The sequence below is a fragment of the Ensifer sp. ENS03 genome, assembly GCF_014852035.1.
GTDB classification, from domain to species: Bacteria; Pseudomonadota; Alphaproteobacteria; order Rhizobiales; family Rhizobiaceae; genus Ensifer; species Ensifer adhaerens.
Genome location: NZ_JACVAV010000003.1, coordinates 93801 through 107875 on the forward strand (window position 1 = coordinate 93801; position 14075 = coordinate 107875).

The following is a 14075-nucleotide window of genomic DNA, read 5'->3' on the forward strand; positions in this document are numbered from 1 at the left end:
GGCCATGAAGAAGATCGGTTTTCTTTCCTTCGGACACTGGACGCCCTCGCCGCAGTCGCAGACGCGATCGGCGGGCGACGCCCTGCTGCAATCGATCGATCTCGCCGTTGCGGCCGAAGAACTCGGCGTAGACGGCGCCTATTTCCGCGTTCATCACTTCGCCCGCCAGCTCGCCTCGCCGTTTCCGCTTTTGGCGGCGGTCGGTGCAAAGACGAGCCGGATCGAGATCGGCACCGCCGTCATCGACATGCGCTACGAGAACCCGCTCTACATGGCCGAGGATGCGGGTGCGGCCGATCTCATCGCCGGCGGACGGCTGCAGCTCGGCATCAGCCGCGGCTCGCCGGAACAGGTGATCGATGGCTGGCGCCACTTCGGCTACCAGCCGTCCGAGGGCGAGACTGAGAGCGACATGGCAAGAAGGCACGCGGAAGTGCTGCTCGACGTCCTGCGCGGCGAAGGCTTCGCCGAACCCAATCCGCGGCCGATGTTCCCCAATCCTCCCGGCCTGCTGCGCCTCGAGCCGCATTCCGCGGGCCTCAGAGAACGCATCTGGTGGGGCGCAAGCTCGAACGCCACGGCCGTCTGGGCCGCCAAGCTCGGCATGAACTTGCAGAGCTCGACGCTGAAGGATGACGAGACCGGGCTGCCGTTCCATGTCCAGCAGGCCGACCAGATCCGCGCCTACCGGGAAGCCTGGAAGGCGGCGGGGCACATGCGCGAGCCGCGCGTCTCGGTCAGCCGCAGCATCTTTGCGTTGGTGGACGATCGCGACCGCATGTATTTCGGCGGCGGAAACAAGCAGGAAGACCAGATCGGTTTCATCGACGACAAGACGCGGGCGATTTTCGGGCGCAGCTACGCCGCAGCACCCGACGTGCTGGTCGAGCAACTGGCAAAGGACGAGGCGATTGCCGAGGCCGACACGCTGCTCCTGACGGTCCCGAACCAGCTTGGCGTCGAGTACAACGCCCATGTGATCGAGGCGATCCTCAAGCATGTCGCGCCGGCACTTGGTTGGCGCTAGCGACAGGCGACGCCTCAAACTCCAGGCATCTGAAATAGGCATCTGAATTCAGGCACCCGGCCGAATCAGGGAGCGCGGCGGTACTGCCGCGCCCCTTCGCTTAGCCGGTTCTTCAGGGAACCTGCGGCGGATGCGCGACGCCCAGATAGTAGTCGCCCTGTCCGCCGCTCTGATACTCGCCCGTGTAGCGCTGGCGGGCATCACCCAGCGTGCGGGCCGGCGGGCGGTAGACATAACCCGGCGCCGGATCGACATACGGATCGACATAGATGCTGCCAGTTGGCATCGGATCGACATAGACTTGCGGCTCTACAGGCTCGACATAGACCGGGCCGGGCGCGGGTTCGACATAGTAGGGTTGCCCGTAGAGCACCCGGTTCTGGGTGCCCGGCGGATTGTGCGGATCGATGCCGGTGTAGAAGCCGTTGGCGAGCGCCGGTGTTGCCGTGCCAAGGGCAAAAACGATTGCGGCGAATGACATTCCGTTCGAAAGCTTCATGGCGTTGCTCCTGTCTCGGCTGAGCATCCGACCATCTGGCAGCATCGCCCCCGGTGGATGCGAACGTCGAGAGAGAATAACGCGTAATCGCTGCAACCGTTCCGCACGCGACCTTAGTGCAGTCCGAAGATGCCGAGCAGTTCCTCGCGCTGGCGCACGAAGGCGCTGGCGCTGCGGTCGCGCGGCCGCGGCAGGTCGATCTCGATCAGCCGAGGTTCGCCGCCCTTTTCGCGCGGCAGGATGAGGATACGGTCGGCGAGATAGATCGCCTCCTCGAGATCATGGGTGACGAGCACGGTTGTCACGTCCTCGTCGCGCCAGATCCGCGCCAACTCCTGCTGCATGCTGATCTTGGTCATGGCGTCCAGCGCGCCCAGCGGCTCGTCGAGCAGCAGGATTTCCGGCTGGACCGCAAGCGCCCGGGCAATGCCGACGCGTTGCGCCATGCCGCCCGACAATTGCCGCGGATAGGCGTCTTCGAACTGTTGCAGGCCGACCAGTTGCACGTAGCGCCGCGCCCGGTCTCGTGCCTGCCCACGGGAAAGACCACGCGTCTCCAGCCCGAAGCCGACATTGTCGAGCACCGTCAGCCAGGGCAGGAGCCGCGGCTCCTGGAAGATCACGGCACGGTCGGTGCCGACACCTCTCGTCAGCTTTCCGTCGATCAGCACCTCTCCGGCATCCGGATCCTCAAGACCCGCCAGCACCCGAAGCAGGGTCGTCTTGCCCGAACCGCTGGCGCCGACGATAGCGAGCGTCTCGCCGGAGCGGATATTAAGGTTGATATCCCGAAGCACAGGCAAGGGCGTGCCGTTCAGGCGGTAGGACTTGGAGAGGTGACGGATCGTCACCTCTCCCCGGCGAGGGTTCTGGGTAACGCTCATGGAACGTCCTCAGTTGCTGGCCGTTGCGCCGTCGACGGCCAAGAGCACGTCCCTTGGCGCCAGTTGGCCCTGCTTGAGCTTGCCTTCGCGCACCAGCACGTCGATCCAGAATTGGAGGTCACGCTCGACCGGCAGGCCACCGGCCCGCACCCCATAGCCGCGGAAGTACTGGGCGATCTCAGGATTTTCCCCGCGGGCTTTCAGGGCCTTGGCAAGGATGTCCTTCGTTTCCTGCGGATGTTCGCGGGCATAGTCGAGCGCGCGGGCCGACTGCAGCACGAAGGTCTTTGCCGCTTCCGGATGCTCCTTCACGAAGTCGCGTCTGAGCACGACGAAGCCGCCGGCGATCTCGCCGAGCACGTCGGTGTCGTCGAAGATCGCGCGCAGACCACCATTCTTACGAGCCGCGCCCTCGAAGGTCGTCTGCCAATAGCCGAAGGCCGAGATATCCACCTGGCCGGAGCGCAGGACCTGTTCCAGTTGCGGACCGGGCACGACGACCTGGTTGGCGGCATCTGTCGGCAGGCCGACAGAGTGCAAGGCCTCGCGGATCGTATAGTCGAGGTGCGCACCGAGCGTGTTCACCGCTATGCTCTTGCCGGCGATGTCCTTGATGCTTTTGATCGGGCTGTCTTCCAGCACGTAGAAGATCGACTGCACTTCGTCATTGATGCCGTTGGAGGGATAGGCGGCCACGAAATCGTTGCCGCTGATAATCGAGTTCAGCACGGCCGATGTCGCCGCACTGCCGATCTCGACGTCGCCGGAGGCCAGCGCGATCAGTGATGCCGGGCCGCCGGTGGCGTAGCCGACACTCTCGATCGTGATGCCGGTTCCATCAAAATAGCCGAGTTCCTGCGCGAGTTCATGTGCCGACAGACCGCCTTGGCTGGCGAGATAGCGAAGCGTGACCGCGTCGGCAGCGGCCGCCGGTGAAACAAGGCCAAGTGTGACGGCTGCCGAGAGAAGAAGATTGCGGGGGTGGAAGGTCATCTCGATATCCTTTCGAAGGGGAACTGGTAAGGCGGTCAGGCGTTCGGCGCAGACCAGCGGCAGAGATTGCGTTGGATGAGAACGAGCAGCGCATTGGCGGCGAGACCGAGCAGGGCAAGCAGCAGGATCGATGCAAACATCAGCGGGATCTGGAAGTTGTATTGGGCGTTCATCACCTGGAAGCCGATGCCCTTGTTCGCTCCGATCATTTCGGCAGCGATCAGAAGCAGCAACGCGGTCGTGGCCGAGAGCCTGAGGCCGACGAAGATCGCGGGCACGGAGGCCGGCAGAACCACGCGGCGGAAGACGGCGAGCGAGCCGGCGCCGTAGGTGCGAGCCATCTCGATCAGCTTCCTGTCGACCTCCTTGACCCCACCGATCGTCGACAGGAGGATCGGAAAGAGCGTCGCCCAGAAGATCACGAAGACCTTCGACGTTTCGCCGAGACCGAGCAGCAGAATGAAGACCGGGTAGAGCGCCAGGGCCGAGGTCTGGCGGAAAAGCTGAAGGACGGGGTCGAGTGCCTGTTCGACAAGCCGGACCTGGCCCATGAACAGCCCGAGCGGGATTCCCACCGCGACGGCGGCTGCAAAGGCAATGCCCGACCGCTGCAGGCTGATGGCGATGTCGTCGAGCAGCGCGCCGCCGGCGATGCCGTCCCAAAGGGCCGACAGGATCACGTCGAGCGGCGGAAACACCGCCGCGTTGACCCAGCCCACGGTGCTTGCAACCTGCCAGAAGGCCAGAAACGTAAGCACGAGGCCGTAGCGGGCGACGATTGCGCCGAGCAGGCGGCGCCAGCGCGGCACGGAGTTCGGCCGGGAATGCGCGGCGGGCGAAGTGGAACTCTTGGCAAGAGCCTCACGGCGCGCCGTTGCAAAGCCTGCCGCAAGCGAGGGGTTGATGGTTTCATAGGACATGGCAACACCTCACTCTGCTGCCTGAACGGCCGACCGGGCAGCAGTCCAGCGGTTGACGGGAACGGGCAGGCCGAGGTTTTCGCGCAGCGTCTTGCCCTCGTAGGCAGTGCGGAACAGGCCGCGACGCTGCAATTCCGGGATCACCAGCTCGACGAAGTCGTCGAGCGCCGTCGGGAACCATGGCGGCAGGATGTTGAAGCCATCGGCGGCTTCGTTCTCGAACCATTCCTGCAGGGTATCGGCGATCTGCCCCGCCGTACCGACAATCGTGTAGTGGCCGCGCGCCGACGCGATCCATTGGTAGAGCTGGCGAATGGTGAAGTTGTTCTCGTCGGCGATCTGGCGGATCAGCGCCTGGCGGCTCTTCATGCCCTCGGTCGGCGGCGCCGGCGGCAGCGGCCCGTCGAGGTCGTAACCACGGAGATCGAGCGTTCCGCCGGTCAGGCCGTTGAGCAGGCCGATGCCGTCCTCCTCGACGATGAGCGAGGTCAGCCGTTCGTATTTCTCCCGCGCCTCGGCTTCCGTACGGCCGACGAAGGGCGAGACACCGGGCATGACCAGGATGTGGTCCGGGTTGCGGCCCAGGCCCCGGGCGCGGGCCTTGATATCGCGATAGAATTCCTGCGCCGTTTCGATGTGCTGGTGCGCCGTGAAGATCACCTCCGCAGTGGCGGCGGCAAGGCCCCTGCCATCATCGGACTGGCCGGCCTGCACGATGACGGGATGTCCCTGCGGCGAGCGCGAAATGTTGAGCGGGCCGCGGACCTTGAAATGCTCGCCGCGGTGATCCGTGTCGTGCAGCTTCGCCGGATCGAAAAAGACGCCCGTTTGCTTGTCGCGGATGAAGGTATCGTCCTCGAAACTGTCCCAGAGCTTCTTGACCACATCGACATGCTCGGCGGCGCGCCGGTAACGCTCGGCATGCGGAAGCTGCGTGTCGCGGTTGAAATTCTGGGCGGTCGGATCACCCGTGGTCGTCACCACGTTCCATCCGGCGCGACCGCCGGAAATGAGGTCGAGCGACGCGAACTTGCGCGCTGTCGTATAGGGTTCCTCATAGGTCGTCGACGAGGTGGCTATGAAACCGAGATGGGTGGTGAGTGGCGCCAGCGCCGAAAACAGGGTCACCGGTTCGAAGCCGGCAACACGGGCATTGCCGCCCTCTCGCGCGCCACCGAAGCCGATCGCCAGCCCGTCGGCAAGAAAGTAGGCATCGAACAGACCACGTTCGGCGGTCAGCGCCAGCTGCTTGTGAAACTCGAAACTGGTCGCCCCGTCGGCTGGCTGGTCGGGGTGGCGCCAGGCGGCAATATGCTGCCCGCCGCCGGGAAGAAAGGCTCCAAGCCGGATCTTGCGTGTCATCTCAATCCTCTCCTGTCTCGCTTTAAACTCGAGGAGATCACCCTGCCGAGGGCGAAGCGCACAAGGCGCTCCGCAACACGCGGCGAACTCCGGCCACGACAGACAGGTTACATTATATACTAATTTTATAGAGAAAGAGGATTTCAACGAGACGTGCCGGGATTGAAATGTTTTTCGTCAGTTCGCCCGGTTTAGAGATCGATGACCGCTTCGCCGCCCTCAGGCGCAATCCGGCCGGAGCGAGAGTGCGCGGTTGATCCGGGAAAATATTCCACTTGGAATAGTTTTCGAGCCAAAGGTTTTCTTATCTCGACCAGAATACTCGACTATTTTTCGGGCACTTGCGGCGGCCATTGCCTAAAAATGTGGCCGCCGCCACACAATGAGAGTGAAAGACGTGTCCCAAGCAACCACCCAATCCTCACCAAAGCCGATCTATGCTTCCTTCGGGTTCCAAGTCCTGGCGGCCATGGTCATCGGCCTGCTGCTCGGCCTCATCGCCCGCAATATGGGCGTCGATGCCAGCGGCAATGCCAACTGGCTGACGGTCACCCTGCAGACGATCGGCTCGATCTTCGTCCAGCTTCTGCGTGCGCTCGTACCGCCGCTCGTCTTTACCGCCATCGTCGCCTCGATCGCCAACCTGGCGACGCTGCAGAATGCCGCCAAGCTCGTGTGGCAGACGCTGCTCTGGTTCGCGATCACCTCTCTCATCGCCGTCGTCATCGCCATCGCACTCGGCCTGATCATTCAGCCGGGCATCGGTTCGGCCGTTTCGCAGGAAGCTGCCAAGGCCCCCTCCTATTCCGGCTCGTGGCTCGATTTCCTGAAGGGCCTCGTGCCCGCCAACATGCTCGGCCTTGAAGCCAGCACCAAGGTCACCGACACGGGTGCCACCACCTCGCTCAATTTCAACGTGCTGCAGATCCTCGTCGTTTCGATCGCCGTCGGCGCCGCGGCGCTGAAGGTGGGCGATGCTGCCAAGCCGTTCCTCGCCTTCAACCAGTCGCTTCTCGCGATTGTGCGCAAGGTCCTCTGGTGGGTTATCCGGCTGACGCCGATCGGCACGATCGGCCTGCTCGGTCGCGCCGTTGCCCAGTACGGCTGGGAAACGCTGGCGCAGCTCGGCTGGTACACCGCTGCCGTCTATATCGGCCTTGCGATCGTGCTCTTTGTCGTCTACCCGGCGCTGCTCGTCGGCCACGGCCTGAGGCCCTCGCGCTTCTTTGCCGGCGCCTGGCCGGCGATCCAGCTCGCCTTCGTTTCACGCTCCTCCGTCGGCACCCTGCCCGTTACCGAAACAGTGACCGAAAAGAGCCTCGGCGTGCCGCGCGAATATGCCGCCTTCGCCGTGCCGCTCGGCGCCACCACCAAGATGGACGGCTGCGCCGCGATCTACCCGGCCATCTCGGCGATCTTCATCGCGCAGTTCTTCGGCCTGCCGCTCGGCATCCAGGAATATGTGCTGATCGTCTTCGTCTCGGTGCTCGGCTCTGCCGCAACCGCCGGCCTCACCGGCGCGACTGTCATGCTGACGCTGACGCTTTCGACGCTCGGCCTGCCGCTCGAAGGGGTCGGCCTGCTGCTCGCCATCGACCCGATCCTCGACATGGGCCGCACGGCGGTTAACGTCGCCGGTCAGGCGCTCGTGCCGACGATCGTCGCCAAGCGCGAAGGCATTCTCGACGAGACCGTCTACAACGGCGACAAGGTGCTCGACGACCTGGAACCGCTTGGCGCCGCTGCACGCGCTGCCTGACGGCGTGAAACGACGCATGCGGGCCGCAAGGTCCGCATGCCGTGTTATACTTCAGGCGTTCCGCCTGTTGAGGGATCGGCGATGTCGTCGACCAACTTTCATCTCGTCACCGAATGGACGATCGCCTCCCAGCTTGAAGACGTGTGGCGTGAACTCAGCACGCCGGAACGCTGGCCCGAGTGGTGGCCATCGGTGAAGCAGGTTACGCTGCTAAACGAGGGGGACGAACATGGTGTCGGCGCCGTCAGGCGCATGCGCTGGTCGACGGCACTCCCCTACGCACTGGTCTTCGACATGGAGACCACCAAAGTCGAGCCGCCTCTCTTCATCGAAGGCCGGGCCTTGGGCGAACTCGACGGCATCGGCCGCTGGACCCTGCAAGGCGAAGGCAGCGCTTGCCGCGTTCGCTATGACTGGATCGTGACAGTCACGAAGCCCTGGATGGTCCGTCTTTCCTTTATCCTCAGACCCGTCTTTCGCTGGAACCACGGGGTGGTGATGGAGCGCGGCCTCTCGAAGAGGCTGGCCTAAAGCAACGGCGGGCACATTCCGGAAAGACGCGCAGACGGACGACTATTGCGCCAGGCGCGTGCCTCGTGCCTGATGATTTCGCCCAGGCGCTGGGCACCCGGTCCCGCCGCATCTGGATCCGGATAGACCAGATACATGGCGCCACAACGCCCGCCTTCGGACACCGCAGCAACCATCGAAAATCACTCCCTTGAAATATCCTATCCAGGGGGATAGGATATTGACATGAGCGAGCACAGACACGACACCCATCCCGAGATCGTCAAGCGGCTGAAACGCGCGGAGGGGCACCTAAAGAGCGTCATCACCATGATCGAAGGCGGCCGCTCCTGCCTCGACATCGCCCAGCAGCTCCACGCAGTGGAGAAGGCGATCAGCCAGGCGAAGCGAACCCTGATCCAGGATCACCTGGACCATTGCCTTGAAGACACGATCGGGGCGCTTCCGCACGAGCAGCGCCACTCCATCGACGAGTTCAAGGCGATCACGAAATACCTCTGAGCAGCAAATCCGCTGCCACAAACCGCCACCGAGCGAGGCCCAATCATCATGCTGCAGATCCTCGCAAACCGCACCTATCGCCACCTGTTCCTGGCGCAGGTGATCGCGCTGATCGGAACCGGCCTCGCAACCGTCGCGCTTGGCCTTCTCGCCTATGATCTGGCCGGCGCCGAAGCGGGCGCGGTGCTCGGGACGGCGCTCGCGATCAAGATGATCGCCTATGTCGGCGTGGCGCCGATCGCCGCCGCCTTCGCCGAACGGCTTCCACGCCGTGCCATGCTCGTCAGCCTCGATCTGGTGCGCGCCGCCGTCGCGCTGTTCCTGCCGTTCGTGACCGAGATCTGGCAGGTCTATGTGCTGATCTTCGTGCTGCAGTCGGCCTCGGCCGCCTTTACCCCCACCTTCCAGGCGACCATTCCCGACGTGCTGCCGGATGAAAAGGAATACACCCGCGCCCTGTCGCTCTCGCGGCTTGCCTATGATCTCGAAAGCGTCGCAAGCCCGATGCTCGCTGCGGCACTGCTTACCGTCGTCAGTTTCCATGACCTGTTTGCCGGCACGGTGATCGGCTTCCTCGCCTCGGCCGCCTTCGTCGTGTCCGTCGCGCTGCCAAGCCCGAAGGCTGCGGAACGGCGCGGTATCTACGACCGCACGACACGGGGTCTGCGCATTTATCTCTCGACGCCACGGCTGCGCGGCCTGCTCGCGCTCAATCTCGCGGTCTCGGCGGCGGGTTCGATGGTCATCGTCAACACGGTGGTGCTGGTTCAGGCCGGCTTCGACCTTACCCAGACCGACACGGCGATCGCGCTTGCCGCCTTTGGCTGCGGCTCGATGATTGCCGCGCTGATGCTGCCGCGCCTGCTCGACAGGACGCCTGACCGTTTCGCGATGTTTTCCGGGGCGACGATCCTCGTCGCCGGCCTGTTCATCGGGCCCCTCGTTCCAAATTTCGCTTCGCTGCTGCCGCTGTGGCTCGCCATCGGTATCGGCTACTCGCTGACCCAGACGCCGTCCGGCCGGTTGCTGCGCCGCTCCGCCCAGCCCGAAGACCGGCCGGCGCTCTTTGCAGCGCAGTTCGCCCTTTCGCATGCCTGCTGGCTGATCACCTATCCGCTGGCCGGCTGGCTCGGCGCTACCGCCGGGCTCGGCACGACCTTCATCGCGCTTGGCCTCATCGCCATCGGCGCTGTCGCCGCGGCCGCCCGGCTCTGGCCCGCGCCCGACCCGGACGAAATCGAACACACCCATCATGCGCTGGCGGGCGATCACCCCCATCTTGCCGGTGCGACGCGCGTCGGCAGCGGCCACCGCCACACCCATGTGTTCGTGATCGACAGCCATCACCCGGACTGGCCAGCCCAGCGGTAGGCAACGGCCGCTACTTGGAGGCGGTGCTGTTGCCGGCAAAAGACAGGATCGCCGCATCGGCGATCTCGGCGAAACGAGCACTTGGCCCTTCGGCGCCGCTGCTCTGCTGCGCGGCGCGCGCGCCATCGATCAGCAGCAGCAGCGTGTCGCCGAGCAGCTCTGCGTCGGCGATGCCGGCCCGGCGGCACAGCTCGACGACCCGGTCGCGCTGCGCATCCTTGAAGAGGCGGATCACCTCGCGGCCGGGGTGATCCTCATCGGTCAGCTGCACGGCGGCGCTCATCATTTCGCATTGGCACTTGTCCTCGCCGAGGTGCTCGGCGATACGCCGGACCCAGGCCCTGAGCTGACCGATACCGTCGCCCGGGTGCTGGTCTTCCAGTTCGCGCCAGAAGCCATCCATCTCCATTCCCGCATGGCGCAGGCATTCGACGATCAGCTCGTCCTTCGAACTGAAGTGGCGGTAGAGCGTCATCTTGTTGCTCTCGGCAGCATCGGCAATCGCATCGACGCCGGTTCCGCGAATGCCGCGGCGGCGAAAGAGATCACGCGCAGCCTCGACGATGCGATCGCGCGGCGAACGACGGGATGGTTTGCAGAAATCCGTTGTCATCGCAGTGGTCCGGCGTGAACGGCGCGGAAAATCTTGCCCCTTGACGCCCTGTCATTGGTCGATAACATGCGACGATGTTACCGACCAGTAACATTTTCGCCACCGTGGCAAATCAAGGAGCATCCGCTTGCGGCAAAGAGCTCTTCCGGAAACGGCGGCGGTAACTGCAGAAAAATTTCATGCGCAGTGTCGGTGAGCGCGGTCGCCAGGCGTCTTTTAGCCAGAGCGCACACCGCAGAGACTTTTTAGATTCGATAACGCTCGTGATTTGGTCGTCGTGATTAGGACCGGATCGGCCCTTCATGATCTCGTGCTGGAGCCTTATGATGCGCATGCTGGATGGGCTGAAGGCTGGGGAGACCGTCGCTGACCGCAAGGTCCGCGCGGCGGGCGTGCCGGTGCCGAGTTTCCGCCACGCCGCCTGCTGCGATGGTGGCGCTCCCAAAGGATCGGCCCCATGATTGACTTCTTCATCCACCGGCCGATCTTCGCATCGGCGATCGCCATCATCATGACGCTCGCCGGCGGCATCTGCTATTTCCTGCTGCCGATTTCGCAGTTTCCCGACGTCACGCCGCCGCAGATCGTCGTTGCCGCCAACTATCCGGGCGCCAGCGCCCAGGTGGTCGCCGACACGGTGACGACGCCGCTCGAACAGCAGATCAACGGCGTGCCCGGCATGCTCTACATGACCTCGACCAGCTCGAACGACGGCTCGTCGCGCATCATCATTTCCTTCGAGGTCGGCTATCCGATCGACGTCGCCGCGCTCGACGTGCAGAACCGCGTCTCGCAGGCCGCCTCCTCGCTTCCGGCCCTCGTCAACCAGACCGGCGTGACCATCGCCAAGCAGATCCCGAACTTCACCGTGCTCGTCAGCCTGGATTCGCCTGACAATTCGGTCGATTTCGCCGCGGTCAGCAACTACGCCTACCTGCAGATCCTCGATCCACTCAAACGCCTGCCGGGCGTTGGCGACGTCCAGCTTTTCGGCGAGCGCCGCTATTCGATGCGCGTCTGGCTCGATCCGGATCGCATGGCCAATCTCGGCATTACCGCCGTCGACGTCCAGAACGTCATTGCCGAGCAGAACATCCAGGTCGCCGGCGGCAAGATCGGGCAATCGCCGGCACCGGCCGGCACGCCCTTCGAGATGCAGATCAACGCGCTCGGACGCTTGAGCGACCCGTCCCAGTTCGGCGACATCGTGCTGCGCGCCGACCAGACGACGGGGGCAACGACGCGGCTGCGCGATGTGGCGCGCATCGAGCTCGGCGCGCTGCTCTATTCCTCGTCGGTCACCTTCAACGGCAAGGAAAGCGTCGTGCTTGCCGTCTTCCAGGCACCGGGCTCCAACGCGCTCGACCTGCAGGCCCGCGTGCAGGCGAAGATGGACGAGCTGTCGCAGCGCTTCCCCGCGGGCATCGCCTACCACATGTTCTACGACACCACGCGTTTCGTCTCGGCGGCGATGAAGGATGTCGTGTTCACGCTGCTCGAGGCGCTCGCCCTCGTCGTCTTCGTCGTCTTCATCTTCCTGCAAAACCTGCGCACGACGATCATCCCTACGATCGCCATTCCGGTTTCGTTGATCGCGACGCTGGTCGTCATGTATCTCTTCGGCTTCTCGCTCAACATGCTGAGCCTGCTCGGCATGGTGCTTGCCATCGGGCTTGTGGTCGACGACGCGATCGTCGTCGTCGAGAACGTCGAACGCCAGCTGGAGGCCGGGCTGCCGCCGCTCGAGGCCACCAAAAAGGCGATGCAGGAGGTGACCGGCCCGATCATCGCGACGACCGCGGTGCTGCTGGCCGTCTTCATCCCCGTCGCCTTCATTCCGGGCGTCGCCGGCAGCCTCTACAACCAGTTTGCGCTGACGGTCGCAATCTCCGTCGCTTTTTCCGCCTTCAACTCGCTGACCCTCAGTCCGGCGCTGAGCGCCGCGTTCCTGCGCTATCGCGGCGAGCCGCGTTTTGCCCTCTTCCGCTGGTTCAACAGCGGTTTTCACGCCCTGTCGCACGGTTATGCGCGCAGCGTCGCCGGGCTCGTGCGCTGGCGCTGGGCGCTGTTTGCCGTCTTCCTCGCCGCGATCGCCTCGACCTATGCGCTATGGCAGCGCATCCCCTCGACCTTCCTGCCGGTCGAGGACCAGGGCTATTTCTTCGTCGTCATCCAGTTGCCCGATGGTGCCTCGCTCGAACGCACCGAGGCGGTCGCGCGGCGATCCGAAGAGATCCTGCGCGGCACCGCCGGCGTCGATTTCGTCGGTTCGGTCGTCGGCTTCAACTTCCTGTCCTTCGCCGCCCAGTCAAACTCGGCCGTGCAATTCGCCGTATTGAAGCCATGGGACGAGCGGCCGCCCGAACAAGGCGCCTCGGCGCTGCGTGAAGAGGTGATGCCGCAACTGCTGCAGATCCCGGACGCGCTGGTGCTCGCCTTCGACCCGCCGTCGATCCAGGGGCTGGGTGCTACCGGTGGCTTCGAGTTCCAGGTGGAGGACCTTGCCGGCCGCAGCGCCGAGGCGCTGAACGACGCGACGCAGGCGCTGATCGCTGAGGCGCGCAAGCAGCCGGAAATCAATCCCTACCAGCTGTTCACCACCTTCAGCACCTCGAGCCCACAGTTCGACTATGACCTCGACCGCGACAAGGCGAAGCTGCTGGGCCTGAGCCTGCCGGATATCTTCAGCACACTGCAGATCTATTTCGGCTCGCTCTATGTCAACGACTTCAACATCTTCGGCCGCACCTTCCGCGTGACGCTGCAGGCCGATCAAGGCGCACGCGCCTCGGCCACCGATCTCTCTCGTCTCTACGTGCGCAACACTGAGGGGGAAATGGTGCCGCTCAATACGCTAGGAACCTTCAAGCCGACGGTCGGCCCGGAGACCATCACCCACTACAACAATTACCCCTCGGCGCTGATCAACGGTGCGGCAGCACCCGGCTTCAGCTCGAGCCAGGCGGTGGCGGCGATGGAGCGGGTGGCAAAAACGACGCTGCCCAGGGACTACACATTCGAGTGGACCGGCATTACTTATCAGGAGATCCGGGCAGGCTCGATCGCCGCGCTCGTCTTTGCGCTCGCCCTCGTCTTCTGCTTCCTGATCCTGGCCGCCCAGTATGAAAGCTGGTCGATGCCTTTCATGGTGCTGCTGTCAGTGCCGCTCGCGCTTTTGGGCGCGCTTTCGGCGCTCTGGCTGCGCGGTATGCAGATCGACGTCTATTCGCAGATCGGTTTCGTGATGCTGGTCGGACTTGCCGCCAAGAACGCCATCCTGATCGTCGAGTTCGCAAGACGCCGACGCGAGGAAGGGCTCGACGTCGTCGCAGCCGCCGCGGAAGCGGCGCGTCTCCGGCTGCGGCCGATCCTGATGACGGCCTTCGCCTTCATCCTCGGCGTGCTGCCGCTGATGTATGCCAGGGGCGCAGGTGCTGCCAGCCGCCAGTCAATCGGCACCACCGTCTTCGGCGGCATGCTGGCGGCGACGATCCTCACACTCATTTTCGTCCCGGTCTTCTACGCGGTCATCGAAAAATGGCGCGAGGGCACGTCCTCGCAGCCGATCGGCCAGCGTCACGAGCCGGAGGCGGCGGAATAGGAATTGGAGCCTGA

The 14075-nt window shown here is 64.2% G+C and carries 12 protein-coding genes; 6 read left to right on the forward strand and 6 right to left on the reverse strand.

Features of this window, described 5'->3' with window-relative positions; translation table 11 throughout:
* Positions 1-4: 4 nt before the first annotated feature.
* The gene (locus IB263_RS13290; protein WP_034789718.1) at positions 5-1027 is read left to right on the forward strand and encodes an LLM class flavin-dependent oxidoreductase; all 1023 of its coding nucleotides are present in this window, start codon (positions 5-7) and stop codon (positions 1025-1027) included.
* A gap of 112 nt (positions 1028-1139) precedes the next feature.
* Here IB263_RS13290 and IB263_RS13295 read toward each other — a convergent pair whose 3' ends face one another.
* From IB263_RS13295 to IB263_RS13315, 5 genes are all read right to left on the reverse strand, one after another.
* Positions 1140-1526, reverse strand: coding sequence for a hypothetical protein (locus IB263_RS13295; protein WP_034789721.1), 387 nt, complete (start codon positions 1524-1526; stop codon positions 1140-1142).
* A 113-nt stretch (positions 1527-1639) separates the two neighbouring features.
* The gene (locus tag IB263_RS13300; protein ID WP_034789724.1) at positions 1640-2410 is read right to left on the reverse strand and encodes an ABC transporter ATP-binding protein; all 771 of its coding nucleotides are present in this window, start codon (positions 2408-2410) and stop codon (positions 1640-1642) included.
* 9 nt (positions 2411-2419) lie between these two features.
* A complete protein-coding gene (locus IB263_RS13305) occupies positions 2420-3403 on the reverse strand; it encodes an ABC transporter substrate-binding protein (RefSeq protein ID WP_034789726.1) in 984 nt (327 codons plus the stop codon).
* Between the two features lie 35 nt (positions 3404-3438).
* On the reverse strand, positions 3439-4323 hold the full coding sequence (locus IB263_RS13310) for an ABC transporter permease (protein ID WP_034789734.1): 885 nt from the start codon (positions 4321-4323) through the stop codon (positions 3439-3441).
* A gap of 9 nt (positions 4324-4332) precedes the next feature.
* Positions 4333-5685 carry an LLM class flavin-dependent oxidoreductase gene (locus tag IB263_RS13315; protein WP_034789736.1) on the reverse strand — a complete coding sequence of 451 codons (1353 nt, stop codon included), beginning with the start codon at positions 5683-5685 and terminating at the stop codon, positions 4333-4335.
* A 397-nt stretch (positions 5686-6082) separates the two neighbouring features.
* On the opposite strand from IB263_RS13315, the gene IB263_RS13320 reads away from it, so the two are divergent.
* The 4 genes from IB263_RS13320 to IB263_RS13335 all read left to right on the forward strand — a co-directional run bounded on the left by IB263_RS13320 (position 6083) and on the right by IB263_RS13335 (position 9847).
* Complete coding sequence (locus tag IB263_RS13320) at positions 6083-7444, forward strand: dicarboxylate/amino acid:cation symporter (RefSeq protein ID WP_034789738.1); 1362 nt, start codon at positions 6083-6085, stop codon at positions 7442-7444.
* A gap of 81 nt (positions 7445-7525) precedes the next feature.
* A complete protein-coding gene (locus IB263_RS13325; protein WP_060606085.1) occupies positions 7526-7975 on the forward strand; it encodes an SRPBCC family protein in 450 nt (149 codons plus the stop codon).
* A gap of 225 nt (positions 7976-8200) precedes the next feature.
* Complete coding sequence (locus IB263_RS13330; protein ID WP_089042985.1) at positions 8201-8476, forward strand: metal-sensing transcriptional repressor; 276 nt, start codon at positions 8201-8203, stop codon at positions 8474-8476.
* A 48-nt stretch (positions 8477-8524) separates the two neighbouring features.
* Positions 8525-9847 (forward strand): MFS transporter, encoded by a 1323-nt coding sequence (locus IB263_RS13335; protein ID WP_034789762.1) that lies wholly within the window; start codon positions 8525-8527, stop codon positions 9845-9847.
* 10 nt (positions 9848-9857) lie between these two features.
* Here IB263_RS13335 and IB263_RS13340 read toward each other — a convergent pair whose 3' ends face one another.
* Entirely contained in the window at positions 9858-10460 is a 603-nt protein-coding gene (locus IB263_RS13340) for a TetR/AcrR family transcriptional regulator (protein ID WP_034789764.1), read from the reverse strand.
* Positions 10461-10917: 457 nt separating this feature from the next.
* Between IB263_RS13340 and IB263_RS13345 the strand changes: the two genes are divergently transcribed.
* Positions 10918-14061, forward strand: coding sequence for an efflux RND transporter permease subunit (locus IB263_RS13345; RefSeq protein WP_060519252.1), 3144 nt, complete (start codon positions 10918-10920; stop codon positions 14059-14061).
* Positions 14062-14075 lie beyond the last annotated feature (14 nt).

Excerpts from the sequence above, each read along its gene's own strand:
- IB263_RS13330 (WP_089042985.1), top strand. The coding sequence starts at position 8,201 with ATGAGCGAGCACAGACACGACACCCATCCCGAGATCGTCAAGCGGCTG.
- IB263_RS13340 (WP_034789764.1), bottom strand. The coding sequence starts at position 10,460 with ATGACAACGGATTTCTGCAAACCATCCCGTCGTTCGCCGCGCGATCGC.
- IB263_RS13335 (WP_034789762.1), top strand. The coding sequence starts at position 8,525 with ATGCTGCAGATCCTCGCAAACCGCACCTATCGCCACCTGTTCCTGGCG.
- IB263_RS13290 (WP_034789718.1), top strand. The coding sequence starts at position 5 with ATGAAGAAGATCGGTTTTCTTTCCTTCGGACACTGGACGCCCTCGCCG.
- IB263_RS13295 (WP_034789721.1), bottom strand. The coding sequence starts at position 1,526 with ATGAAGCTTTCGAACGGAATGTCATTCGCCGCAATCGTTTTTGCCCTT.
- IB263_RS13305 (WP_034789726.1), bottom strand. The coding sequence starts at position 3,403 with ATGACCTTCCACCCCCGCAATCTTCTTCTCTCGGCAGCCGTCACACTT.
- IB263_RS13310 (WP_034789734.1), bottom strand. The coding sequence starts at position 4,323 with ATGTCCTATGAAACCATCAACCCCTCGCTTGCGGCAGGCTTTGCAACG.
- IB263_RS13345 (WP_060519252.1), top strand. The coding sequence starts at position 10,918 with ATGATTGACTTCTTCATCCACCGGCCGATCTTCGCATCGGCGATCGCC.
- IB263_RS13300 (WP_034789724.1), bottom strand. The coding sequence starts at position 2,410 with ATGAGCGTTACCCAGAACCCTCGCCGGGGAGAGGTGACGATCCGTCAC.
- IB263_RS13315 (WP_034789736.1), bottom strand. The coding sequence starts at position 5,685 with ATGACACGCAAGATCCGGCTTGGAGCCTTTCTTCCCGGCGGCGGGCAG.
- IB263_RS13325 (WP_060606085.1), top strand. The coding sequence starts at position 7,526 with ATGTCGTCGACCAACTTTCATCTCGTCACCGAATGGACGATCGCCTCC.